Genomic DNA, 23195 nt, shown 5'->3' with positions numbered 1-23195 from the left:
TGTGAGTAGTTGCATGATTTCCTCTTTAAGGGACGAGTTCATTGAAATCCCGCAACCCGCAGCCGGCATAACGGCAAAGGTAAAGGTGCCCGGATCGAAGAGCATCACCCAGCGGGCTCTGGTAGTCGCCTCTTTGGCTGAAGGAAAAAGCGAGCTGAAAGGACCCCTGGACAGTGAAGATACAAAATTTCTCAGAGATGCCCTGGCCCATTTGGGAATTCCCATACAGGATAAAGGCACTGACTGGATAATTGAGGGTCAGGGTGGAAGGATCTTGCCTGCCAGGCAAGAACTCTACCTCGGCAATAACGGTACCGGGATACGCTTTCTGACCTCTGTCGTGGCCCTTGGTCAGGGCACCTACAGGCTCACAGGTACCGTACGAATGGCTGAAAGACCCATTGGGCCATTACTCAAAGCACTGAAGGCCTGGGGGGCCGAGGCAAGGAGTATTAAGAAAACCGGTTGCCCTCCGGTAGAAATCAAGGCCCATGGACTTGAAGGCGGAGAAACCTTGCTTTCTGCCTCAAAGAGCAGTCAGTACCTGTCTTCCTTGCTGCTCGTGGCTCCGGTTGTCAGGAATCCGGCCAGGATTATCCTGGACGGCCCTTTGGTGTCCAGGCCTTATGTAGATCTCACTATAGCCGTAATGGCCGCCTTCGGGGTAGATGTGCAGGAGGAAAAGGACTCTTTCCTTGTATCCCGCAAGACTTATAAGGCGAGAAAATATCAAGTCGAAGGAGATGCATCAAGTGCCTCCTATTTCTGGGCAGCCGCAGCAGTCACAGGTGGTAAAGTCCTGGTGGAAAACATGCCGCCGGACGCCATTCAGGGCGATGCGGCATTTGCCGACATCCTGGCCGGTATGGGTTGTTCCATAAAAAAAGGACCGGAGGGGGTTACGGTCCAGGGACCTCCTCATGGCAGGCTCAAGGCCATAGAAGCGGACATGGGCCGATGGCCCGATGTGGTCCCGACACTTGCTGCAGTTGCTGCCTTTGCCAGGGGTACAACTGTCATCAGGAATGTAGCCCACTTGAGGATAAAAGAGACGGACAGGCTGAAGGCGGTGGCACAGGAGCTCTCCAAGATAGGAAAATCAGTGAGGGAGCTGGAGGACGGGCTCATCATTGAGGGGAACGAAGGGAGCCAGGACATGCATGGATCTCTGATAGACACCTATGATGACCACCGGATAGCCATGGCCTTTGCGGTGGCAGGGCTGAGAGTGCCTGGCATCAGGATCAAAGACCCTGACTGTGTACGGAAGTCCTTTCCATCTTTCTGGCAACACTGGCAAAAGATTGCAGGATAAGCCCGCAAGATTGACCCTGAATTCCGCTCAAAAATCCGGGCCGGAGCTGCATCCCATAATATTTATACCAGTCTTCCAAGGAATTTTGTAATTCAATAGACGATTGTTGCCTGATTTGCATTTGGTTGATATCTTTTAGTCTATGAAACAGAACACTTCCTGTCAGGATTACTACCCCCTTTTTTTGGACCTGAAAAACAAGAAAGTTGTTGTCGTGGGCGGAGGCAGCGTTGCTGAACGTAAAGTTCAGGGACTCTTGAGCGCCGGTGCCCATGTCAGGCTCGTCAGCCCCGAGACAACAGGGACGCTCGGGGAAATGGCATCAAATGGCCTGATAGACTACGTGCCAAGGTCCTTCATCCCTGAGGATCTGGACAAGGCCTGGCTGGTGATCGCCGCTACCGATGATACTGATGTCCAGAAAACGGTATATGAAAAGGCCTTATCAAAAAGGGTCTTCTGCAATGTCGTAGACCAGCCGGAGCTTTGCAGCTTTATTGTCCCTTCTGTAGTCAGGCGGGGGGATCTCTGTCTGTCCATATCAACCGGAGGCAGGAGTCCTGCCCTTGCCCAGCGCCTTCGCAGGGAGCTTGAGCAGAGCCTTGATCCGTTTTATGGCGACTATGTCTCACTTTTGGGGGAGTTAAGGCAACTGATAATTAAATCTCACCGGGATCCGGTGACCAGGAAGCAACTCTGCCGATCCCTTGCAGACCCGGCTGTAATGGCCTGGGTCAGAGATGGTGAATGGGACAAGGTAGAGAGATGGGCTGTTTCTCTCTGCGATACGGAGGCCGCCAATATAGTTTCGAATTATAGACATTGAGTGTTAAATTCAAAAGGCCTTGTCATTCATGATAAAAAAATGACCGCAGAACCTTATATATACCCCAGGATTGCATGAAAATTGGGTACAGATGGAATTAGGGAATTCCTCAATTAACCGCTATGCATAAATTCCTTTTTCAGATAACAGTCTTTATATATTTTATCAGTGCGGCCGGCTTTATTGTCCACATCATTACCCTCAGAAAGGATGCGGAACGGATTGCTGCTGTCTTTTTATCCGTGGGTTTTGGTTTTCATACTGCTGCTGTTTTAATGCGATGGTTTGCAGGGGGCCACCCCCCCCTTGTCAACCTCCACGATTCCCTATCGTTCCTGGCTTGGGCAATGGTCGGTTCTTTTCTCCTGTTTCAATGGCAACACAAGTTGAAATCTCTTGGGGCCTTTGTGGTACCCTTCGCCATGATCGTGATGACTGCGTCATCCTTTCAGTCAAGGGAAATCCTGCCCCTGCCTCCGGTCCTCAAGAGTATCTGGCTCCCTATTCATGCCATTATCTGCCTGTCAGCAGATGCCATTTTTGCCTTGGCCTTTTGTATTGCCATTATGTACTTGCTCCAGGAAAGGCAGATAAAAAAGAAGCGGCTGGGGGCAGTATTCCAAAGGCTGCCCTCCCTTGAAACCTTGGATGCCATGAACAAGCGCTGCCTGACCATGGGGTTTCCCCTGTTGACACTGGGGATAATAACCGGGTCCATTTGGGCCGAGAAGGCCTGGGGATCTTACTGGAGCTGGGACCCAAAGGAAACATGGTCACTTATCACCTGGTTTATTTATGCAGCACTTTTTCATCAGCGGCTTACAGTGGGTTGGCGGGGGCGAAAGGCTGCTGTCATGACATTAATCGGTTTTACTGTTTTGGTCTTTACCTTCCTGGGAGTAAGCCTGTTACTTTCTGGTGCCCATTCCTATGCCACCTGGCTTAAATAGACCGCAAATAGTCCTTTTAGGAGTAAATCATAATACCGCACCTGTGGAAGTGCGGGAATGCCTTTCCATGAGTGAAAGCAATATCCCTGCCCTGAAATTGTTCGCGGAGCTTCCTTTCTGCGAAGAAGTTGTGTTCCTGTCCACCTGTAACAGGGTAGAAGTCCTGATTTCTACGAATCGCCTTGAGGAGGCCAAAGAATCAATAAAGGAGCTGTGGCAACAAAGGGGAGAGGTGGATCCCCCTACACTCCAGGAGGTACTCTATGAATATGAAGGAACGTCCGCCGTCAGGCACCTTTTCAGGGTAGCCTCCAGCCTTGACTCCATGGTTGTAGGCGAGCCCCAGATCCTTGGCCAGTTGAAGGATGCCTACCGCATGGCCTTAGAGGCCAAGACTGCAGGCACAGTTCTTAATCGTTTACTCCATAAGGCCTTTTCCGTGGCCAAGAAAATCAGGACCGAAACGAGAATTGCAAGTCATGCCGTCTCTATCAGTTATGCGGCCGTTGAGCTTGCCAAAAAGATTTTTGGGGACCTTACAGGCAGAGGCGGCATGCTGATAGGTGCAGGGGAAATGGCTGAGCTGGCTGCAAAACATCTCATTTCCAGCGGTGCCGGCAAACTGGTCGTGGCCAACCGTACACTCTCCAGGGCGGTAGAGCTCGCCCGGTCCCTTGGAGGAAGCGCCATATCCCTGGAAGAGATTGAGGAGGCTCTGGTTGGTGCGGACATAGTTATAAGCTCTACCGGTGCCCCCGGGATTATCCTCAGAAAAGACCAGGTAAAACGGATTATGCGTCCCAGACGTCATCGCCTTCTGTTCATTATTGATATAGCGGTGCCAAGAGACATCGATCCAGAGATCAATGATATAGACAATGTCTATTTATACGACATTGATGATCTGAAGGGAGTTATAGAATTCAATAAGGCAGAACGTGAGAAGGAAGCATCCAAGGCGGATCGCATAGTAGAGGCAGAAGTCATCAAGTTCATGTCCTGGATGGAATCTCTGAATGTGGTACCCGTGATTCAGCATCTTCAGGAAAAGGCCGAGGCGGTAAGGCAGAAGGAGCTTTCACGTAGCCGCAAGGTACTTGTTGAATCCCTCAATGACGAGCAGCAAAAGGCCCTGGATGTCCTCACGAGGTCCATTGTTCAAAAGATACTCCACGACCCGATAGTTTGCCTAAAAAAAGGGACTCAAGAAAAAGATGGAGAGATGATACTGGACGCTGCCCGCCTCCTCTTTGGCATAGATAGCCTTGAAGACACTCAAAGACAGCAGGATACAGGCATTTCTGACGCCAACCAGGATAAAACTATACGGAAACCGTCCTTAAGCTGAATATCAGAAACAGCACTCTCAAACGGCTAGGGCCTCCAGGACGGCCTTCATAAACATGGGGATGTCCGAGGGTTGGCGGGAGGTTATGATATTGCCATCCACTACTACCTCTGAGTCCTCGTAAATCGCCCCGATGGCCTCAAGCTCTCCGGCTACCGTCTTGCAGCAAGTAGCCCTCCGCCCAACCAGGATACCCGCCGACACCAGAATCTGCGGACCGTGACAGATGGCGGCCACGGGCAGGCCCTTGTCCGCAAAAGAGCGCACAATGTCCTGAGCTAGCGGAATTGTGCGAAGCGTCTGGGATGCCTCCTTGCCACCGGGCAAAAGAAGCAGTCTAAAGCCGTCAGTCTCCACGTCGTCCAGGGCCAGGTTGGCAGTCACCGTATAACCCCGCTTTCCCTTTATCTGGCCCCATTCCGGCGCAGCTATGTCCACCTGATAATCCGCCTCTTTAAGCCGGTACATAGGACACAGAAGCTCGCTGTCCTCAAATCCATCTGCGCTCAAGATAAGTACTCTCATTCTTACACCTCCTGTATCAGCTAATCTTCAGTCTTCATCCAGGGACGAACTATGAAGTTTACCAGGTTATCGCCCTAATATTCCCCTGATAAGTTCCTTGCCCGCATCCTTGCCGGTATCTGCACCCTCTTCCCCTGCCTTTTTCCTCTTGCCGGTCAGGACTTCATCCAGCTTTTCAACTGCCTTTTTCCGGATAGTCTCTTTCACCTGTTCCGAGACCCCGGCTGTATCCAGGGCCGGATAGGGACGCATCAGGCTTCCAGCCAGCTTCAGGCGCAGCTCGGTCTGTCCCTCTTCGCTGGTCAGGTATTTTGCAATCGAGACGCGTTTCCGGAGCTTTTCGCTGAGTTTCTGAGAAAGGAGCAAGGTCATGGGCATGTCCAGACTGCCGTCCAGCCCGATAGTGCCGTCCAGCCTTGCGCTCACGTCCTTTCCGCTCATCCGGCTCCTGATGGCTGCCCTGCCCTTTATAACATGCAACGTTCCATCAAGACTCTTAAAAGACAGTCTTTTCAACTCCTCGAGCCCCAGGAGTTCCGCTATTGCCGTGGTTACCGGAGTATCCCGGAATCCGCCGTCCCGCAGTGCATAGGTGCCCTCAACGCTCAGGGCATCCCGAAGAACCGGCCACTCAATGCCGGCCCCGGAAAAGGTGAAATGAGATTCCATCATCCCTGAAACCATATCGCCTGAGATATTGGCCAAAACGGGCAAAAGCCCTTGAAACTTTACGGATTTGAGATCGAGTTCACCTCCGTAGATAAGACCGGGTTTATTAAGATCCACTTTCATCCTGCTTGAAACCTGTCCCCCGGCGACCCCGGCAGAAAGGTCTTTTATGGTCAAAACTCCTTTCTCGAGGTTATACTGCAAAAGGAAGTCCTTTACCTCAAGCCCCTTATAGAGTGTCCTGCCGATCCTGACCTCACCGGAGGCCATGAGACCCTGGGGCAAGGCGGCTCCGGGAGACTGACCGGATACCTTTGCGACTTCTCTCTTTTCTCCGGCCTCTGATGCTGCAGGAAGGCCTGCCATGAGAGCAAGAAGCCTGTCGATATCCATAACCTCGCTGGTGATGTCCAGGCGTATGTCCGGGACCTTGGCATAGTTCTTCACCTCTCCGCTGAGGCGCGCCTTCTGGTCATCCAGAATAACGTCCACTGCATATCCCAGTCTGTCCTGATCGAAATCACTCTTTCCAGAGATATTGGATTTGACTTCACCGTAGACAAGGTCTGCAGCAAAGCTCAGATTTCCCTTGTAATTCAGCGAAGCCAGATCACGACCCACATCCAGAGTGACCATAAGGTCCGCCCTTGCTTTTGTGTCAGGTATTTCTCCGGTTGCATCACGGACGACAATCTGGGCCCTGTCAACCTTCACCTGTTCCACTGTAAGGGCCAAAGGAAGTGCAGTCCTGGCTTCAGGGCCCGGCTCCGCCTTCTTTTCCTCTCCCTCGGCCAGAAATGCCAGGGTCTCGAAGTTAAACCTTCCCTGTCTGTCCCGGAGAATCCATACCCTCGGTTCACCAAGGCGCACCTCGCTGACCGCCACGGTCCCTTGAAGCAAGGGCCAGAGATTATATCTTAGGACAAATTCCCCGGTGCTCAGGAAATCCGTCTTTCCGTCAGCCTCTTTAACAGAGAAGTCCTTGACGGTTATGCCTGTAAACAGGCCCACATCTATACTCCCTATATGTACCTTCCTGCCCAGGGCCTCCTCCGCCGGTGGAATGATCAGGGCCCTGACACGGTCTTCCGTAAAGTAGAAGCGCACGAAAAGCGCAAGGCCTATAAGCACAACACAAATCAGGATGACTAATGCAACCAGTATTCTGCTCAACTTGCCCATAAGACTCCCCCTTTTTTCTCGATGATGTTTCTCAGGCAGAGAATACTCAGCCTGGAATGCCCTCTGAAATGAACGCTCACTTGAAATCCTTTTCGCCAAAGACCTCGGCTTGATATACCTCTACGCTGGTTGCAGGGTCCTTCCATGCATTCGCCGGCATGCCGCCTTTTAAACACAGGTGTTCGAGGAACTGTTCCTTGTCCGGCAACTGCTCCCAGACCTGGGGGAGGAAGGTCGAGCGGTGCATTCCGCGAGAAAGAATCACTCCATGGACATTAGGCCGGAGCTGACGCTTCAGATCGTCTCCATCCCTGAACCTCAGTCTCTCGGGTACGGACAGGATGCTCACCTCAATGTCTATCTCAGGCAGCTCCTCTGCACCCAGGCACGGAAACCTCGGATCTCTGAAGGCTGCGTTTTGGGCGTTTTTTTCTACGCATTCAGCAAGAGGACATATAGGCTCTATGGTTCCGATGCATCCCCGGAGTTGCCCGTATTTATGTAAGGTGACAAAACAGCCCCTGTTCTCCTTCAAAATGAGAGATGGCTCCGGCCTTTCCACCTTGACGTCTTTCACAAGCTTTGCCTCGATGGCAGAGCGGGCAAGCCTGAGAAGGGCCTTTTTATCCCGGATGGACATGGATTCCTTCATTTTTTTAGACCCCTCCTTTCTATCCACAAAGGCGATACTCGCATAACCCACCACATTGTTCCTGCCTCCTGCAGTATCGCCCGAATTTTTGTAATCGATCAATTTTGCATCCCAGTTCTTGATCTCAGCAATATGCATCAGTGTCATAACTGCCTGCTTACCGCAGGCCTCGCACAGCGGCATACGGGAAAACTCTGCGCCGGTGATGGCGCTGGTGCAGATCCGGTCCAGGGAAACCGCTCTTTCGTAGGGATAATAGTGGGAAAGATCCGTGCTTGCCACAATCAATGTATCGTTGTCAATATATGGAGCAAGCGCTGCGGCAAGGGCCTTTGGGTCCGCACTGTTTACGAGGATCGGCACAATCTCGAATGCCCTCAGCATCACTTGAAGAAAAGGGAGCTGGACCTCAAGGGAATGCTCCATCTTGTGTGCCTCAGTGACAGATCCAAAGATGGGCAGTTTTTGGAGTCTGAAAGCAAGTTTTGACAGCCGGACGTCTCCCAGGGGGGTCCTGTAGGCTGTCACTGATGGAATGGACGCCCCCCTAAGGGAAACCGATGACTCGGTCCAATGAGTATCACTGTCCTGGTAGAAGGAGCTATCTGCCTGTATCCCGCGGCAGCGACAATACCGGAATAAATATATCCGGCATGTGGAGAGACCAGGCCCCGGATTGTTCCCTTAACGTCAAGACCGGAGGCATCTCTTAAAAGGGTCCCGACCATCTTACGAAGCTCTTCTGGGTCATCCGGGTAAAACCGGCCGGCGGCAGCCGGCGGCCGTATTGTTTGACCTGTCTCGTCAGAGGCATATGAGGATTCCCAGGGCAGGCCAACGACAAATGCCAGGATAAAGGCAATAAGCGCAGGCCCAATCACTTCTATTTTGTAAGAGAGATTCAGCATTCGATTAGTCATCCTTTTTAAAAAACTATTCAAAACCCATCACGAAAATACGAAAGTACGAAAACACGAAACAAGACATAAAAAAAGACGAACGTCCAACATCGAACATCGAACGTCCAACATCGAATGAAAAAACAAACATCCAATACCGAACACTCAACGGCTATTTCTGTATACGCGAGCAGCCTTTCTTCCTGGTCGTAAGTCTGTTTCTTCATCTTTTCCCATTCAACATTCGATGTTGGACGTTCAACGTTCGATGTTCATCTTTTAGCATTTCATCAATCCCACCGGCCGCTGATTGGGGTCCCGCAGAACTCGCATTTTCCGTGTTTCACATGGTTTTCCAGCAGCGTATAGCCCCTTCTTTTGACCACCGTGCGCTTGCAATCAGGACATACGGTCTTGTCACACCCGCCGGGCACATTGCCGATGTAAACGTAACGAAGCCCCTGCTCCAAGGCCACATCTCTGGCCTGCTCCAGGACATCTACAGGTGTGGGCGGCAGATGGACGAGCTTATACTTGGGGAAAAACCGCGAGAAATGAAGAGGATATTCAGTTCCGAGGTTATCCGCAATCCACCCGCACATCTTTTTTATCATTTCCATGTCGTCTGTATAAGTCGGAATGACCAGGTTGATGATCTCCATCCAGACGCCTCGCCGGTGCAGTGTCTTAAAGGTCTCAAGGACCGGCTCAAGATGCCCGCCGTTCAGATCCTGGTAGATCTTGTCTGAGAAGCTCTTCAGATTGACACTGGCTGCGTCGATCACATCACACAGCCTGTTCAGGGCGGGCTGGTTAATATATGCAGCGCTCACCCAGATATTCTTTATTCCGGCTTCTTTTGCCTTTGCCGAAATATCGACCATATATTCATAAAAAGTCGTGGCCTCGGAATAGGTATAGGCAATGCTCTTGCATCTGTATTGCGAAGCTGCCATGACAACCTCTTCGGGGGGCAGGTCGTAATTGCGGGTCTTGTCCGGACTGGTTTGAGATATCTCCCAGTTCTGGCAGTTCAGGCAGCGAAAATTGCATCCGGCTACTGCGAGAGAAAATGCATTGCTTCCCGGATAGAAATGCAGAAGCGGCTTTTTCTCCACCGGGTCAACATGTACCACACAAGGGTTACCATAAGAGATGGAAAAGAGTTTTCCATCGATGTTGACCTTTGCGCGGCATCTTCCGCGTCTGCCGGGCAGGATCACACATTCGTGCGGGCATGTGCTGCACCGGACCGCTCCGCCGGTAAGCTGTTTATAGAAATATGCCTCCTTTACATGGGGGTCCGCTGGAGAAAAATGCTCTTTGGCCCATACACACTCCCAGGGAAACATTAAAGCGCCACAGGTTGCACAAAAGGCTGTCTTAATGAAATGCCTGCGGGTTGTTTTCATTTCTTTCGCCATGCATTAAGCCCAAGACTGAGCCCTTTGAGCATCAGCACTGAGGCCATAACGCCCATGATTCCTATTTTGGGAAGAAACAGCAGTCCTGTCAATATAGTACCGCATGCTGCACCCGCAAGGTCTGCCATATAAAGGCGTCCTGTAATCTCCGCCCCGGTGCCCCTGGCCATGCGGGAGATAGCGGAAAACTGACACCCGGCTGCAGAGGCCGCAAGAAAGATCAAAGACGGAATCACGATATACTGCATGGCAAACAGGGAAATCCGGGCCTTTGCACCGATCCCGGCAATGGTTGCAATACATGCCAGTGCAGCCAGTGCAATAAGGGCCGAGTCAGCAGCAAGCACTTGCCAAGATGTATCCTTTTTTAATCTTCCGGATGCATAGGCACCCAGTGCAGATCCTATCATAAAAAGTGTTACAAAGATACAGATTCGCAGGTACACATAACCGTATATGACCTGAAATAACAGGAGAAGGGACAGCTCAAAGGCCATGCCAGCATATCCGGAGGTCATAACGGTGAACCGGAGCAGATCCCTGCGGCATGCAAGGAGCGCAAATGCCAGGATTGACACGAACATGACATATTGAAGCATCTTCGGGCTCTCGGATTTCTTCAGCCACATGTCCAGGAGGTGCCTGAAGGCAGAGGGAGAGAGGTCTCTGTTCGGCGGGACTTTTTCTTCGATAAGAAGGCGCCTGAGAATGTCCATGCGGAACGGATCGGTCATGCTGGGCAGTTCATAATCCACCAGGCGTCTTGTGACGATCTTGCGCCTGGTCAGCACTCCTGCAATGTCGGCAGTTAAAGGGGCATCGGAGGCCAGGTAGTAATGGGTGGTTCCGGGAAAGACCAGAATATGCCTGAAAGTATTTTCCAGCGCGGCATAAACTGAACGATTCACAGCCAGGCCCTTTTCTTCAAGATAGTTCTCAGCACCCACAAGAGTGAACGCGAGCACTCCGTGATCCGTAAGGATCGATTTTACTTCACGAAAGAATTCCAGGCTGTAGAAACGGTTGAGCTGAGCGTTTTCCGGGTCCGGAAGGTCCACAATAACGGCATCGTATTTTGTTCTTGCCTGCTTTACAAAGAGACGTCCATCACCAACGTGTACCTTGACAAAAGAATGAGAAAGGCTCTTGTCGATCAGCTTATCCAGTTTGAGAATGGCAGGATCTAGTTCGATATAATCAACCCGCTTCGGTCTGTGCCTGGCAATCTCCTCAATGGTTCCAAAGACCCCCCCTGCAATCAAAAGAATATTGGCCCCCTGCTTAATCTGGCAGAGTGGAAGATGGGCCACAGACTCCATATCAAGGTCGCCGGTCGAATACAGGGGGATTGCGTCCTGCAGGACATTGAGCTGCCCGCCGGTCCTGGAGATGGTAAGCTGGGCAAAGGGCGTGTTCTTATGCAGGATCAATTCCTGGCCGGGGAAGCGTAACGAAAGCGTGGACATATCAAGAGGCCTGGTTGCCGCCATGACGAGTCCCAGAAGTACCAGTACCGGAAGGCCTGCGTATGAGGTCATCATGGCACCGGCAAGCAGGTTCAGCATGCCGAGAACAATCAGGCTGTCCCAGTGGGAAAGGGTATAAACAAGGACAAGGCTGAACAGGAGACCGCCGGCAATATCTCCCATGGTGTCGGCAATGTATACCCTGCTCGTAGTATCCTCACCCTTGAGCAGGGTTCCTGCTATGGGTAACATCCCGCCTGCGACGAGGCAGTATGGGATAAGGATCAAGGTGCTTGAGAAAATTGCCGGAGTAAGGCCCAGCATTTCGCCCCGCACCCATAGGAGCGGGAGGGCCCGTACAGCCGCAACCTGGAAAAAAGGCAAGACTCCGACCAGGATGTGGCCCGCAAAAAGCGCCTTTTCCGGACTTGCCCTTTTGGCAACCGGTACACCAAGGGCGCTGCCAAGACCTGTAAACAGAAGCCATACTCCAAGCACAAGGCCTATAACCAACTCATTGCCGCCAAAAGTGGACATGACCTCCCGGATCATTATAAGCTGAACCGATACGGAAGAAGTCCCCAGGACAAGGAGGCAGACCCAGAATTTCTTTTTGAGGACGGAGTCTTTGTGTCCTGTCATATGCAGGTCCGGGACCTGTTGATCCTGAGTTTATTTACAGATTTTTTTTGCCTCAGCCCAGGCCTTATCCATTTCTTCAACAGAGCACCGGGCGAGTTCATTCCCCTGTGACCTGATGATGTCCTCCATGGCATAAAAACGTGCCACAAACCTGTCTATGGTTTTTTGGAGCGCATCTTCCGGATTGATTTTCAGCAGCCGGGCCATATTGGCCATGGTGAACAGGACATCTCCTATTTCGTGCTCAATATGATCTCTGGATTTGGTGCTAATAGCTTCTCTCAGCTCCTGTTCTTCTTCTGCCATTTTTGCCCAGACATCCTCCGGCTTGACCCAGTCAAAGCTCACCCTCGAGGCCCTTTCTCCAACCCGGAAGGCCCTTTGAAGCGCAGGCAGTGATTTGGGCAGATGCCCCAGGACACTGTGTTTCTCTCCCCTTTCTTCTGCCTCTCCGGCCTTTATTGCCTGCCAGTTGGCTGCCACCTCCTCTATGCTGGTAACTTTCACATCCCCGAATATGTGGGGGTGGCGCCTGATCATCTTCCGGCCGATGCCGGCAAAGGCCTGCTCGAGAAAGGATATATCAGCCTCTTCGTATATGTTCGCAAGCAGAAGCAGCATGAAGAAGAGATCTCCCAATTCCTCCGCTACGGGCTTCGGGTCTTTCTCGTCAATAGCCTCTGACAGCTCATAGGCCTCCTCCAGAATATATTTTTTCACAGAAGAAGGGGTCTGCTCCCTGTCCCAGGGACATCCGTCAGGTGCCCTCAGGCGGGCTACAATCGACCTTAGTTCTGAAAACGCCTTTTCTGTGTTTGAAGGTTCAGGGTTCACCGTTCAAGGGTTACCTTTCTTTCGTTGAACTCGCGAGTTAGCACTCGGGCCGACTACAAAGCATTAATATCCTCAAATCGTTCTATTCTCAAGCCTTTTCCATCAGAACTCACGAATCAGCGGTTTAGGCCTGCCTGCTTACCCACTTATAAGATTCGGCCTATACTGTTGTACTAAGGCATAAACCCAAATTATGCACTTCAAACACCGAACAATAAGGAACAAATAGAAAAATCAGTAAGTTATGGTGTATTGTCCAGTTTGGAATGTTCACCCAAAAGGTGCATTCCACCGGAGTTAAAAATTGTTCGGTATTTGAAGCCACAAGGGGCAGCCAATTTTACCAAATCTGCTTTGTTGTCAGGCACTTGAAGTACAAAAGTACGTCTGCGTGCCTTCCGCCTCGCATCTTTGGCAAACTTGGCTGCTGCATAATTCGGGATAAAACTCAGGTAGATGTGAATAAAGCCCTGGAACTGGTGCGATGGATTCGGCACAGAAATCACCTTGTCTTTCAATCGCATCGAAAAAGCGGAACCTGTCAACAAATTTTGGACACTCTCCGTTAAAAATTTTTGTAAGGTTAATATATCTTCAGCCTGAGTCCTTTAAGAGAAGCCTTGAACCTGCTGTCAAATGTCAACACGGCGCCTCCCCTGATATGGCGGCAAGTCGCGGCAATTATTGCATCGCCGTAATCACGGATGCGCTCTGGCCAGAAGGTGAACAGGGTCTTTGTGTTGACCTCGGAAATGAGTTCTACACCCGGCATTGATAGAAATTCCTGGGCCATAACTCTTATGTCTTTTGGGTTTATGCCGTAGACAGAATCCAGGACGAAAATGAACTCACTGATTACATGGAAGTGACAGTAAATGCATATCTTCAAGCCGGCTGCCTGTTCCAGTACCGATGAGACAATCTCCTGCTGTTTGAGATTGCGATCTGTTACATAGGAAATCAGGCAGTTGGTGTCAATTACGACTTTTTGCATCACGGTTTCATGTCCGTGCCTGTCCTGGTAGCTCTCAGCTTTCTTGCTTTATGGATATCACGTTTAATGTCTCCCGGACCTGTTCTGACGATATTCCTGAAACGCAAGAAGCCGGCTTTCCTGGGCTTGACTACCATAATGCCGTTTTTGAGATCCCATTCAAGTGTATCATGGACTGACAGGCCCAGTTTTTGCCGTATGGCTTTGGGAATTGTGGTCTGGTATTTTGAGGTAATCGTGGTCTGCATGTCTTCTTACCTTATTGAAAAATTCTTACAATAGTAACATATGGTAAGAATTATGTTCGGTCAAGCCCTCTTTTTTTGTCCTTTCGTCTGTTTGCGAAGGCATGCCGGTTGTGCTTATAGAGGCACTTGCCGCAGGGACCCCGGTGGTCTCCACCGATTGCCCCAGCGGGCCCAGGGAGGTCCTGCAGGGAGGAATGGTCGGGCGACTGGTACCTGTGGGCTATCCAAAGGCCCTTTCTGAGGCCATGAAAGAGGCCCTTTTACAGCAGCCGGATCATCAAGGTGATAAGAAATTGCTTTTTAGCCGGCCAGAGGCACGAAATATGCTGTTCCTGTCAAGGCATAGGAGTTGATAGACGATTCCTTTGGTCAGATATTATGGCTGGTATTCAAACCGCAGCCGGGGAAATCGGCGTAAAGAGGCCGGACTAAAGACTGACATCCCGGATTCCACGACAGTGCCGGAAGAGATAGAGGCGCTGGATGTGTCTACATATAAACCCTGCAGGATACCTCCCAAAACATGGCGTGAGTGCATCAAAAAGGTGTGGGAGGTTGATCCCCTTGAATGTCCCAAATGCCATGCCGGGATGAAGATCATCAGTTTTATAACCGGATCCCAGCCTGAGGTAATCAGGCAGATACTTGAGCACCTTGGGCTCTGGGAGAAATCCCGGTCACCTCCCAAAAGACCGCAACCATTCCAGGATGTCATTCAAGAACCTATTGACGATGGCTGGCCTGCTCATGAAGAACCGTTTTGCACTGTTAATTGAAGCGCAAAGGTTTCAATAACCGGTAACAGGAAAACTGCGCCCTTTTTCCTGTCAATTTCGGGCAATCATGTCTGTTTTTCTTCATGCATGGTGTTTTGGATCCTGTTTTCGGTCCTGTTTCCTTATTGACAGGAACAACATGGTGGTTTAATTGTAATTTCAGGCTGAAACGGGGAAGTGAAAATAGAATTTTACCTTCTCCGGCTCTATTGCTGGAAAAGCAATTTCTTATCACCTTTCTTATCACCTTATCACCAATTGCCGCTGAACGTAACCACCCGGTGGTTCCGGCCTGCCTGTACCATGGGCGGAACGGGCGGCGGCTGTTGCCGCCGCCAGGGGGATTGCAGTCTGCTGAAGGGGGCATGGTCGGGTTAAGTCCCTTCAGAGATACCATGAGGATATTGGGTAAAAATAGTATTGGGGTTCACATGTTTTGCCATAACTGATCCCTGTTCAGTTCATTGATTGGTTCCGTGCTATCCATAGTTGACAATATATAGATATATAGCTATATAGTTTATTATGAATAAATTGATGAAAAAGACATCCAGGTATCTCAAGGCCATTGCCGATCCGACCAGGTTAAAGATCCTTAAACTTCTCCAGCATCGTACCTCTTGTGTATGTGAGCTGACCAGCGTTCTGGGTCTTGCCCAGCCCACGGTCTCACGCCATCTGCGAGTGCTGGAAGATGCGGGTTTTGTTGAGTCTGAGCGCAGAGGGCTCCGAATGGATTACGTGCTTACTGAAGATGATGCTCCGCCCATGGTAAGGCAACTCATGGGACTGGTGGAGGAGTGGCACGAAGATGATCAGGAGATCAAGACATTGAGGGATCGCCTGGATGTAACCGTGGCTGAGATATGCGGCAGCATTCCTGTGAAAGAGGATCATGTCTCAGCTCAGCCTGAAAGATCTGAGTATTCGTCCTGAGCTATAAAAAAAGCCGACCTGATTGATTTCTTGTCCGTAAATTATGGAGGTATGAATGATACAGTCATCAACGGCCATATTGATCCTCGTTCTGTCCTTTTTCTTTGGAAATTTGTCTCTGCCGACAGGTCCGGCGGCCGGAGAGATATTCACCTCCAAGGTCGTTGACCGGAGCCATGAGGAACTGGCCCGGCGGGACTTTATGGCCGTCTGCCCGCCTTTCTTTTTAAAAGACGAGGACGGCACCATTATTGATCCGGTACACGGGATCAATCAGGACCGGCCCTACAGCCCGAAGAAGACCTGCGGGGCCTGTCACGACTATGATCTCATCACCAGTGCCTATCACTTTCAGCAGGGAAAAAACGAAAAAATAAAACCAGAGCTTGCGGCCGCCTATTCCTGGATGTTGAGCCCTGGAAATTACGGAGGCAGGTACTGTACAGTTGCCCCGAACTTTCGCCAGTTGGCGAAAAAGAAAAACAAGGACGCCCGGGAGATCGATCTTTCATCCTTTGAGTTTGCCAAGGCTTGCAGTGGCTGTCACCCGGGTGGTGGACCTCTTGAGTACGACAGAGACGGAAACCGTTATGACCGCTATGCAAAGGACCCTGTAAACCACATTGTCCCCGGCGGGGAAAACGGCTTTGATGGAGACTACTTCAAGTCCTTTTGGGCTGAATCAGGCGTCCTGGAGGCGGACTGTCTCTTGTGTCACCTTCCCTCATATGATCATAAGGCAAGAGAGGCCCAGATCAAGGCACTGAACTTCCGCTGGGCCGCATCGGCAGGGGCGGATTTCGCGGCTGTAGAGGGAACGGTGGCCCAAAATACTGTGCCTACTGTCAAATACAAGAAAGAAAGATTTCAGCCTGACGGAAAGGTAGCCCTAAACATCGTTAAAGAAGTGCCTGAAGAGAAGTGTTTAAACTGCCATCTGGAGCCTGACTGGAAAAAGAAAGGAGAGCCCTACAACCAGCGTACCGACGTTCACTTGCGGGCCGGACTCAAATGCGTGGACTGTCACGTCACGGGAAGATCCGCCACCGATGAGAGAATAGCCGGGCGGGAAAGACATGAGATCGGCAAAGGCGACGACCCGACAGGACTTGTAAGGGATGACCTGGATAATTCCATGCGAATCTGCAGGGACTGCCACATGGAAGGGCTGCTCAAGGCCCCGGTACCAAGGCATGCCGGTCTTCCTCCCAGGCATCTTGATAAAATTGCTTGCCAGACCTGTCATATCCCGCAGCGGCAGGTAAAAGCTGCCCTCTTGCAGGACAGCACGGTCTTCAATACCGCTCCACGAATCGCCAAGGCGGGGAAACGGATATGGACTTTCTACGGACCGGACATGAAGCCCTGGAACCTCTATGGTGAAGCCAGCTCTTTTACTAACAGGCGGGAGCCGCTATTCCTCTACGAGCCGGTCAGGGCTTGGTATAAGGGGCAGATATATCCCATGAACCGGATCGACAGCATCTGGATCGGAATCCTTGAACCAGATGGGAAGGGCCTGGATCAGCCCTATATGAAAGATCTCTATGCCATGTGGACTGCGCATCTCAAAGACCCTGTGCGAATAGCTTTCCTGAACTCGGCAAGATTACAGACGATAATGGAGACAGTGTTTCTGAGGCCAATCGCCCTGAAGAGATCCAAGGGCTCCTTGCAGCGGTGAAGAGGTATCTGGTCTCTCAGAGAGAGCCCCTTGATGGCAGACACGTGATCCTCGTCTCAGGCAGCCGCTATACCAAAGACGGCATAACCTGGAAAGGTCTCTATTTCACACCAAAGCCGTGGGAATATACCGTCTATGCCTCCACGTTTAAACTCAGCCACGGTATTTCTCCTGCAAGTTCGGCCCTGGGGGCGGGCGGATGCACTGACTGCCACGGCTCATGCTCTTCATTCTGGACAAGGCCTGTAATGAAAGAGCCCTTCAACGGCGAAAGTGCAATGCCGATCTTCGAGCCCAACTCAGTGCTGCTTGGGATGTCATCTCTTGCAGTAAAGATGAGCGGGTTCAGACACGAGATCCTTGAGCCCCTCCTTTTTTACGGCACGTTGACCCTGCTTGCCGGACTGCTGTTTTTTGCAGTCCTCTGCGGAGGAGCCATAGAGTACCGCGGTGCCAACGGAATTCTCGCAGACCCTGGCCACCGGCTGATGCTCGGGATACTTGGGACCATCCTTTTGGGACCTGCCATCATCGTCTTGTTTGGAGAATTGCTCCCCAGCCAGGCAATGGGGGTCCTGGAAGTATTCCACGAGGGCGTAGGTATAGTTCTAGTGGGATCTGCCTTCTGGCTGCTTGTCAGCTCCAAATCAGAAAAAGGAGCGTTCTTCTGGCTGGGAATACTGGGAGTTGCCTTTATGACCGTTACAGGAGCGATCCTCATGACGACTGATGCCATAAGTATCAGACAGATCGTGTTTACCCTCCACGACATCGGGGCTGTGGTCTTTTCCACCCTTGCGGCAAGTGTATTTCTTCTGACGTTCTTGAGGGCGCGGAGAAAAGGATGAACTCGGAGGTATGACATGGCAATAGGAGCAGCAGGCAGACTTTCATTTATCGATCGTTATCTGACTCTCTGGATATTCCTGGGCATGGCTGTTGGAGTCGGCACCGGATACATTTTCCCAGTAGTCAAGGATTTCATCAATGCCTTTCAGGTGGGAACCACAAACATCCCCATTGCCGTAGGGCTGGTCCTCATGATGTACCCGCCCTTGGCCAAGGTGAAATACGAGCAGTTGGGACAGGTCTTTCGTAATTTCAAGGTCCTTGCCCTCTCTTTGGTTCAGAACTGGGTGATCGGCCCCATCCTCATGTTTATTCTGGCGATCGCCCTCCTTTCCGGGCATCACGAATACATGGTTGGGCTGATTATGATAGGGCTTGCCCGCTGTATTGCCATGGTCATCGTATGGAATGATCTCGCCGCCGGAGATCGGGAATACTGTGCGGGACTCGTGGCATTTAACTCTATTTTCCAGGTGCTGTTTTTTTTCCTTCTATGCCTATATCTTTATCACCGTGCTTCCCCAATGGCTGGGAATCAAAGGTTCGGTGGTCGATATTTCCATAGGCCAGATCGCCGAGAGCGTTTCATCTACCTTGGCATTCCCTTCTTGGCGGGTATCATCACCAGGGTGATTGGGATTAAAACCAAAGGCAGAGCCTGGTATGAGGAAAAATTTGTCCCGGTTATCAGTCCTATCACCCTTATCGCCCTGCTCTTCACCATTATCGTAATGTTTTCCCTCAAGGGCGAGTATATTGTCCAACTGCCATTGGACGTAGTGAGAATTGCGATTCCCCTAGTCATATATTTTGTGACCATGTTTTTTGTGTCCTTCTATCTTTCAATGAAAGTCGGAGCCACCTATGAACAGTCCACGACCCTGAGCTTTACCGCCGCATCGAACAACTTTGAGCTGGCTATAGCCGTGGCAGTTGCGGTTTTCGGCATCGACTCGGGGCAGGCATTTGCAGCAGTCATAGGTCCCCTAGTCGAGGTCCCGGTTTTAATCAGTCTTGTCAATGTAGCCCTCTGGTTCAAGAAAAAATATTTCCCCTTTGCCGTTGAGACTCCCACAGGGGTATGCCACGTCACTTGCAAGCCTTGATGAACTCATACTTTTCAGGAAAAAACCCATGGAGGTGATGGCTGAGATGAATCTTGCTATTCCGTTTTTACGTTCTGCATCGAGACGCTAAGGAAGACGACATGGGGCCATTGGGGACGTCCGTGAAATTTGGACTTTCCTTTCCGGCAGGGGTATGATAACCTTGCAGCATGCCAAGAAGCTCCCGCATAGATGCCCCTGGCGCCCTCCATCACATCATCATCAGGGGAATCGAGCGTCGAAAAATCTTTCGAGACGATTCCGACAAGAAGAACTTTCTTGAACGCCTGAAAAAGGTCCTCACCAACACCAAGACACCGTGCTATGCATGGGTGCTCATGGATAACCATTTCTTATGTTGAGCTCAACATAAGAAATGTTATGTGAAGCTCCGGATTATGTGAAGTTGAGCATCTTTATTTCCGGCCCTCCCTTTCATTTTCTTCATCTGTTTAACAATTTGCTACACATAATTGGGGTGCTTTGGCAAGCGTATTCAACCACTGTAAGACATCGGGTTTCTGCCATGGCAGAGGCTTTTTGACGTCAGGAGGTCCGGCTTTTTGGAGCATTTGCCGCTTCATTTCCATGTCGATTTCCACGTAGATGTGTGTTGTGTTGATGTCGGCGTGTCCCAGCCAGTAGCTGATCATATTGACATCGTTGCCTGAGCGCAGCAGGTGCATGGCGGTTATGTGCCGGATGGTGTGCGGGGTGACGGTTTTGGCAGCAATGGATGGGCATTGGCTTTTAGCTGCAGTGGCGTATTTGCCAATGATGTACCGAACACCGAATCGTGTGATGGGTGAGGCATTTGCGTTGAGGAAGAGCTGCTGTTCGGCCGGATCTTTTGCTGTGCGCTGTTTGAGGTATGCCTCCAGCGCCTCGACCGTTTCGGGCCAAAGCGGACAGCTCCGATACTTGTTGCCCTTACCAAGGAGCTTGACCTGAGCTACGCCATCGAGGCACAGATCTTCCAGTTTCAGTTCCACGATCTCGCTGACTCGAGCACCTGTGTTGTAGAGCAGGAGCAGTAAGGCTTTGTCCCGCACTCCGGTATGCGATTTGAGGTCTACCGAGTCGAGCAACGCCTGCATCTCGTTTTCTTCAAGGTAGTCCACTGTCTTGTGCTGTGTGCGTTTAATAGGGATAGTACGGATCATCTGGCAGTGGAGCAACAGAGAGGGTTCCTCCCGGGCAATAAAACTGAACAGGGAACGGATAGCGGCCAGTCTCGCATTGCGGGTCCTGGCGCTGCAACCGCGCGTGTTTTCAATATGATCGAGGAAACCGAGCACTAGCGATTCGTCGATGTCTTCCACGCAGAGTTCGTCGACGCTCTTCTTCAATATATCGGAGGCATAGCACAACAGCAGCTTAATGGCATCACGGTAAGCCAGGATGGTATTGGCTGCAAGGCCTTTCCGGACCGGCAGATAGTGGCTAAAGAAACGTTTTAAGGGTTTGGCGATAATATGTGTCATTTTATTCCTCCATGGGATTTGACCCGATGCAGGTAGTAGTTATGAAAGCGCCGATCGACCTGCTCGATCAGCTCCGGTGTAGCCCGCAGGTAGACTTGAGTGGAATGGACATCCACGTGCCCCATATAGGTTGCCAGCCACGGAAGCCGCGCGTTGATATCCTCTCCATCCCGATACCAGGCCAGCAGCCTGTGGACCGCAAAAGTGTGTCTGATGTCGTGTATGCGGGGGCCGGTGTGCTTGCTGTGACGGATGCCGCACTGTCTCAGTAAGTGCCGGAAGGTCTGATTGACGGTCGAGTGGTGCAGGCGGCGGGATCGCTGGTTGATAAAGAGCGGAGAGTCGGGCGAGCGTGGCCTCACCTGCAACCGTTTATGCATGTATTGCTGCAAAGCTTGGCAGGTGGAATCACTCAGGAGCACCCAGCGGGCCTTTCGGAACTTGCCTTCAGCTATGAGGAGCCGTTGCCCGGCGCTGTGGAGGTGTTCCAGAGTCAAGGCCGACGCCTCACCGATGCGGATTCCCGTACTGTAGAGGAGGCCCAAAAGAGTGCGGTAGGTGTAAGGCCGAAGGGAGTTTTTAGGTGGCAGTCGGGAGGCGGCCGCCATTAGGGTCCGGAGTTCAAATTTACTGTAGATATAGGGCTGATGAGCCCCTCCGGACGGGATTACTCTCAACGGATCGGGCACATAGCCGAGGGGATCGTTCCGGGCCAGATACTCGCACAATTGTTTGACCACGCAGAAGCGGTTATAGAGCGTGCGTGGGGCAAGATGCGAAAGGTTTTCCAGATAATGCTCCATGGTCTCTCGGGTAATGCGCGGCTCGCTCAGGTGTTCTTCGACCAGAAAGTGGTCAAAGTATCCCAACAGTTGTGCCTGAGACTGATAATCGGTGCCTGAGAGGCGGCGTAGATTGATGAAGTTTTGTATCTGGACGGCCAGGAGGCTTTGAATCATTGTGGCACCTCCTGCGGCCATTCGAGGGCCACTTGCCTCAGGGAATCGAACTCCACCTTGGTATAGATGAAGGTAGTCCCGATATGGCGATGGCCGAGTACGTCGGCGATTGCCTTCAGGGAATGACCCTTGTGGAGCATTCGAGTGGCAAAGCAATGCCGAAAGGCATGTGCGCCCTTACTGGGAATCTCAATGCCCGCAGTCCGGATGTAACGCTCCACCATGGCCGAAAGTGAGCTGGCCCGGGGAAAGGGTGATAGGGTGCCCGGCAGGTCAGAAAAACGTGAGGATATGAATAAGAGGGACGGGAGTTTTGCAAGTAATCCAACAGGCTTTCGCCCACTTCAGGAGTTAAGGGTAGGCGGCTGTCTTTGCCATGTTTTAAGGCCCTGAAAAGGATTTGGTCCTGCACCCAGTCGACATCTTCCATTCGAAGCGCACGCACTTGGCCGCCCCTCACCCCGTAGGTGTAAAGCAGTATCAGAATGGCGTAATCCCGACGGCCCACATGGCTGTTGCGATTTATGCAACGCAGGACCTGTTGCGCCTGGATATCGGTCAGCCCGCGTGGAACGGTGGCCAGTTTGTAAGTGCGCAATGTGGGAACAGCGTACTCCAGAGACTGCTCAATATAGCCATTATGCAAACAGAACCGCAAAAAGGTCCGCAAAGCCGACTGCATGGAGCGCCGTGCTGAACGCCCCATGCTCCGGGCATAGCTAATGAAGAAACCCTCAATTTTATCTGAACTGAGCCTTAACAGGCCTTCCGGCATAGCTTCAGGGCCGAGCCATTCAAGAAACTGAGTGATCGAGTGGCACCGGACCCCGAGTGTTCCCTCCGAAGCGTGCTGGTAATGGCGCATCCACTCGAGATAGGCATCCAGAAGGGGCTGATAGATCTCCTGCCCGGATGAGGAATCAAAAAGCCCGGAGTCACGAAGATAGTCGAGGAAACGATTTATCGAGTAGCGGACTCGACGGACGTGCCCTTCCAGCGTTCCCCGCCGCCGGCACACCAAAGGGTAGGCCTTGAAAAAACCAGCGACATCTCTTGAACTAAGGCCCTCGCGGAAGCCACTTCCCGGACCGCCCAGATACTCGTTAAGGTGGGATACGTTAAAGAGGTGCTTACGTATTGTCCAGCGACTAAAGCCATGCTCCAGAAGCCAGCTACAAAATCCCTCCAGAAGCCCACTCAATGGGCCGCTACGCAGCCCCTTGAGTGTTCCCGGACACCCAAAAATCTGTTTTAATGCCATGATAACCCCCTTTCTCCGCCCCGTTTGTCGGGGTGGTAAGGAATTGTCATAGCACGCAATTATGTGTAGTAATATCGATGGGAGCCTGTGAATCAGGCCGAAATGGCGGGGAGATTCTCTATGGACGGAAACCTAACTTCACATAATCCGGAGCTTCACATAACAT

At 51.4% G+C, this 23195-nt stretch carries 26 protein-coding genes; 11 read left to right on the top strand and 15 right to left on the bottom strand.

The genetic code is table 11. The annotated features are described in order from the left end of the window. Positions 1 to 13: 13 nt before the first annotated feature. The 4 genes from aroA (at position 14) to C4B57_04490 (ending at position 4439) form a co-directional block, all read left to right on the top strand. Complete coding sequence (gene aroA, locus C4B57_04505; GenBank protein ID PXF55181.1) at positions 14 to 1315, top strand: 3-phosphoshikimate 1-carboxyvinyltransferase; 1302 nt, start codon at positions 14 to 16, stop codon at positions 1313 to 1315. A gap of 142 nt (positions 1316 to 1457) precedes the next feature. Then, a complete protein-coding gene (locus C4B57_04500; GenBank protein ID PXF55180.1) occupies positions 1458 to 2141 on the top strand; it encodes a siroheme synthase in 684 nt (227 codons plus the stop codon). Positions 2142 to 2263: 122 nt separating this feature from the next. Further along, on the top strand, positions 2264 to 3091 hold the full coding sequence (gene ccsB / locus C4B57_04495; GenBank protein ID PXF55179.1) for a c-type cytochrome biogenesis protein CcsB: 828 nt from the start codon (positions 2264 to 2266) through the stop codon (positions 3089 to 3091). Then, positions 3072 to 4439 (top strand): glutamyl-tRNA reductase, encoded by a 1368-nt coding sequence (locus tag C4B57_04490; GenBank protein ID PXF55178.1) that lies wholly within the window; start codon positions 3072 to 3074, stop codon positions 4437 to 4439. Before ccsB ends, C4B57_04490 begins: the two co-directional genes overlap by 20 nt. Positions 4440 to 4457: 18 nt before the next feature. On the opposite strand, the gene C4B57_04485 is transcribed toward C4B57_04490, so the two are convergent. The 10 genes from C4B57_04485 to C4B57_04440 all read right to left on the bottom strand — a co-directional run bounded on the left by C4B57_04485 (position 4458) and on the right by C4B57_04440 (position 13974). After that, positions 4458 to 4964, bottom strand: coding sequence for a type 1 glutamine amidotransferase (locus C4B57_04485; GenBank protein PXF55177.1), 507 nt, complete (start codon positions 4962 to 4964; stop codon positions 4458 to 4460). Positions 4965 to 5030: 66 nt separating this feature from the next. Beyond that, positions 5031 to 6815, bottom strand: a complete 1785-nt coding sequence (locus C4B57_04480) for a hypothetical protein (GenBank protein PXF55176.1) — start codon at positions 6813 to 6815, stop codon at positions 5031 to 5033. Between the two features lie 76 nt (positions 6816 to 6891). Then, positions 6892 to 7995, bottom strand: a complete 1104-nt coding sequence (locus tag C4B57_04475) for a hypothetical protein (protein ID PXF55175.1) — start codon at positions 7993 to 7995, stop codon at positions 6892 to 6894. Then, entirely contained in the window at positions 7992 to 8387 is a 396-nt protein-coding gene (gene amrB / locus C4B57_04470; protein ID PXF55174.1) for an AmmeMemoRadiSam system protein B, read from the bottom strand. The genes C4B57_04475 and amrB overlap by 4 nt, the downstream gene beginning before the upstream one ends. Positions 8388 to 8656: 269 nt before the next feature. Further along, positions 8657 to 9778, bottom strand: a complete 1122-nt coding sequence (gene amrS, locus C4B57_04465; protein PXF55173.1) for an AmmeMemoRadiSam system radical SAM enzyme — start codon at positions 9776 to 9778, stop codon at positions 8657 to 8659. Then, the gene (locus C4B57_04460) at positions 9775 to 11898 is read right to left on the bottom strand and encodes a hypothetical protein (GenBank protein PXF55172.1); all 2124 of its coding nucleotides are present in this window, start codon (positions 11896 to 11898) and stop codon (positions 9775 to 9777) included. Before C4B57_04460 ends, amrS begins: the two co-directional genes overlap by 4 nt. 30 nt (positions 11899 to 11928) lie before the next feature. Further along, positions 11929 to 12732 carry a nucleoside triphosphate pyrophosphohydrolase gene (locus C4B57_04455; protein PXF55171.1) on the bottom strand — a complete coding sequence of 268 codons (804 nt, stop codon included), beginning with the start codon at positions 12730 to 12732 and terminating at the stop codon, positions 11929 to 11931. A gap of 242 nt (positions 12733 to 12974) precedes the next feature. Continuing rightward, positions 12975 to 13256, bottom strand: a complete 282-nt coding sequence (locus C4B57_04450) for a hypothetical protein (protein PXF55170.1) — start codon at positions 13254 to 13256, stop codon at positions 12975 to 12977. 59 nt (positions 13257 to 13315) lie between these two features. Then, entirely contained in the window at positions 13316 to 13726 is a 411-nt protein-coding gene (locus C4B57_04445; protein PXF55169.1) for a PIN domain nuclease, read from the bottom strand. Beyond that, positions 13726 to 13974 carry an AbrB family transcriptional regulator gene (locus tag C4B57_04440; GenBank protein ID PXF55168.1) on the bottom strand — a complete coding sequence of 83 codons (249 nt, stop codon included), beginning with the start codon at positions 13972 to 13974 and terminating at the stop codon, positions 13726 to 13728. Before C4B57_04440 ends, C4B57_04445 begins: the two co-directional genes overlap by 1 nt. 101 nt (positions 13975 to 14075) lie before the next feature. On the opposite strand from C4B57_04440, the gene C4B57_04435 reads away from it, so the two are divergent. Together C4B57_04435 and C4B57_04430 are read left to right on the top strand one after the other, a co-directional pair. Then, positions 14076 to 14327 carry a hypothetical protein gene (locus C4B57_04435; GenBank protein PXF55167.1) on the top strand — a complete coding sequence of 84 codons (252 nt, stop codon included), beginning with the start codon at positions 14076 to 14078 and terminating at the stop codon, positions 14325 to 14327. A 12-nt stretch (positions 14328 to 14339) separates the two neighbouring features. After that, a complete protein-coding gene (locus C4B57_04430) occupies positions 14340 to 14750 on the top strand; it encodes a hypothetical protein (protein PXF55166.1) in 411 nt (136 codons plus the stop codon). Here C4B57_04430 and C4B57_04425 read toward each other — a convergent pair. Next, positions 14743 to 15117 (bottom strand): hypothetical protein, encoded by a 375-nt coding sequence (locus tag C4B57_04425; GenBank protein ID PXF55165.1) that lies wholly within the window; start codon positions 15115 to 15117, stop codon positions 14743 to 14745. The genes C4B57_04430 and C4B57_04425 overlap by 8 nt on opposite strands. Before the next feature lie 158 nt (positions 15118 to 15275). Between C4B57_04425 and C4B57_04420 the strand changes: the two genes are divergently transcribed. The 5 genes from C4B57_04420 to C4B57_04400 all read left to right on the top strand — a co-directional run bounded on the left by C4B57_04420 (position 15276) and on the right by C4B57_04400 (position 19687). Then, positions 15276 to 15686: a transcriptional regulator gene (locus C4B57_04420; GenBank protein PXF55164.1), complete on the top strand. Its 411-nt coding sequence runs from the start codon at positions 15276 to 15278 to the stop codon at positions 15684 to 15686. A 55-nt stretch (positions 15687 to 15741) separates the two neighbouring features. Beyond that, entirely contained in the window at positions 15742 to 17370 is a 1629-nt protein-coding gene (locus C4B57_04415; protein PXF55163.1) for a hypothetical protein, read from the top strand. Then, entirely contained in the window at positions 17367 to 18218 is an 852-nt protein-coding gene (locus C4B57_04410) for a hypothetical protein (GenBank protein ID PXF55162.1), read from the top strand. Before C4B57_04415 ends, C4B57_04410 begins: the two co-directional genes overlap by 4 nt. A gap of 15 nt (positions 18219 to 18233) precedes the next feature. After that, complete coding sequence (arsB, locus tag C4B57_04405) at positions 18234 to 19325, top strand: arsenical-resistance protein (protein ID PXF55161.1); 1092 nt, start codon at positions 18234 to 18236, stop codon at positions 19323 to 19325. A 170-nt stretch (positions 19326 to 19495) separates the two neighbouring features. Continuing rightward, on the top strand, positions 19496 to 19687 hold the full coding sequence (locus C4B57_04400) for a hypothetical protein (GenBank protein ID PXF55160.1): 192 nt from the start codon (positions 19496 to 19498) through the stop codon (positions 19685 to 19687). Between the two features lie 90 nt (positions 19688 to 19777). On the opposite strand, the gene C4B57_04395 is transcribed toward C4B57_04400, so the two are convergent. From C4B57_04395 to C4B57_04380, 4 genes are read right to left on the bottom strand one after another with little or no spacing between them, the layout of a single operon-like run. Beyond that, complete coding sequence (locus C4B57_04395) at positions 19778 to 20809, bottom strand: integrase (protein PXF55159.1); 1032 nt, start codon at positions 20807 to 20809, stop codon at positions 19778 to 19780. Further along, positions 20806 to 21789 (bottom strand): hypothetical protein, encoded by a 984-nt coding sequence (locus C4B57_04390; GenBank protein PXF55158.1) that lies wholly within the window; start codon positions 21787 to 21789, stop codon positions 20806 to 20808. The genes C4B57_04395 and C4B57_04390 overlap by 4 nt, the downstream gene beginning before the upstream one ends. Continuing rightward, entirely contained in the window at positions 21765 to 21992 is a 228-nt protein-coding gene (locus tag C4B57_04385) for an integrase (GenBank protein PXF55157.1), read from the bottom strand. Before C4B57_04385 ends, C4B57_04390 begins: the two co-directional genes overlap by 25 nt. After that, positions 21884 to 23029 carry a hypothetical protein gene (locus C4B57_04380; protein PXF55156.1) on the bottom strand — a complete coding sequence of 382 codons (1146 nt, stop codon included), beginning with the start codon at positions 23027 to 23029 and terminating at the stop codon, positions 21884 to 21886. The genes C4B57_04385 and C4B57_04380 overlap by 109 nt, the downstream gene beginning before the upstream one ends. Between the last annotated feature and the right edge of the window lie 166 nt (positions 23030 to 23195).

The organism is Deltaproteobacteria bacterium (assembly GCA_003194485.1).
In the GTDB taxonomy this organism is placed as follows: domain Bacteria; phylum Desulfobacterota; class Dissulfuribacteria; order Dissulfuribacterales; family UBA3076; genus UBA3076.
Note: the sequence above shows the minus strand (reverse complement) of the source record. Positions and strands in the feature narration are given on the sequence as shown.

Coding starts and splice junctions, on each gene's coding strand:
- C4B57_04490 (PXF55178.1), top strand. CDS start 3,072: ATGCCACCTGGCTTAAATAGACCGCAAATAGTCCTTTTAGGAGTAAAT.
- C4B57_04420 (PXF55164.1), top strand. CDS start 15,276: ATGAATAAATTGATGAAAAAGACATCCAGGTATCTCAAGGCCATTGCC.
- C4B57_04400 (PXF55160.1), top strand. CDS start 19,496: ATGCCAAGAAGCTCCCGCATAGATGCCCCTGGCGCCCTCCATCACATC.
- amrS (PXF55173.1), bottom strand. CDS start 9,778: ATGAAAACAACCCGCAGGCATTTCATTAAGACAGCCTTTTGTGCAACC.
- C4B57_04395 (PXF55159.1), bottom strand. CDS start 20,809: ATGACACATATTATCGCCAAACCCTTAAAACGTTTCTTTAGCCACTAT.
- C4B57_04485 (PXF55177.1), bottom strand. CDS start 4,964: ATGAGAGTACTTATCTTGAGCGCAGATGGATTTGAGGACAGCGAGCTT.
- C4B57_04450 (PXF55170.1), bottom strand. CDS start 13,256: ATGCGATTGAAAGACAAGGTGATTTCTGTGCCGAATCCATCGCACCAG.
- C4B57_04380 (PXF55156.1), bottom strand. CDS start 23,029: ATGGCATTAAAACAGATTTTTGGGTGTCCGGGAACACTCAAGGGGCTG.
- C4B57_04425 (PXF55165.1), bottom strand. CDS start 15,117: ATGCCCCCTTCAGCAGACTGCAATCCCCCTGGCGGCGGCAACAGCCGC.
- C4B57_04480 (PXF55176.1), bottom strand. CDS start 6,815: ATGGGCAAGTTGAGCAGAATACTGGTTGCATTAGTCATCCTGATTTGT.
- ccsB (PXF55179.1), top strand. CDS start 2,264: ATGCATAAATTCCTTTTTCAGATAACAGTCTTTATATATTTTATCAGT.
- C4B57_04435 (PXF55167.1), top strand. CDS start 14,076: ATGCCGGTTGTGCTTATAGAGGCACTTGCCGCAGGGACCCCGGTGGTC.
- C4B57_04460 (PXF55172.1), bottom strand. CDS start 11,898: ATGACAGGACACAAAGACTCCGTCCTCAAAAAGAAATTCTGGGTCTGC.
- C4B57_04500 (PXF55180.1), top strand. CDS start 1,458: ATGAAACAGAACACTTCCTGTCAGGATTACTACCCCCTTTTTTTGGAC.
- amrB (PXF55174.1), bottom strand. CDS start 8,387: ATGACTAATCGAATGCTGAATCTCTCTTACAAAATAGAAGTGATTGGG.
- arsB (PXF55161.1), top strand. CDS start 18,234: ATGGCAATAGGAGCAGCAGGCAGACTTTCATTTATCGATCGTTATCTG.
- aroA (PXF55181.1), top strand. CDS start 14: ATGATTTCCTCTTTAAGGGACGAGTTCATTGAAATCCCGCAACCCGCA.
- C4B57_04390 (PXF55158.1), bottom strand. CDS start 21,789: ATGGCCGCAGGAGGTGCCACAATGATTCAAAGCCTCCTGGCCGTCCAG.
- C4B57_04445 (PXF55169.1), bottom strand. CDS start 13,726: ATGCAAAAAGTCGTAATTGACACCAACTGCCTGATTTCCTATGTAACA.
- C4B57_04440 (PXF55168.1), bottom strand. CDS start 13,974: ATGCAGACCACGATTACCTCAAAATACCAGACCACAATTCCCAAAGCC.
- C4B57_04415 (PXF55163.1), top strand. CDS start 15,742: ATGATACAGTCATCAACGGCCATATTGATCCTCGTTCTGTCCTTTTTC.
- C4B57_04385 (PXF55157.1), bottom strand. CDS start 21,992: ATGGTGGAGCGTTACATCCGGACTGCGGGCATTGAGATTCCCAGTAAG.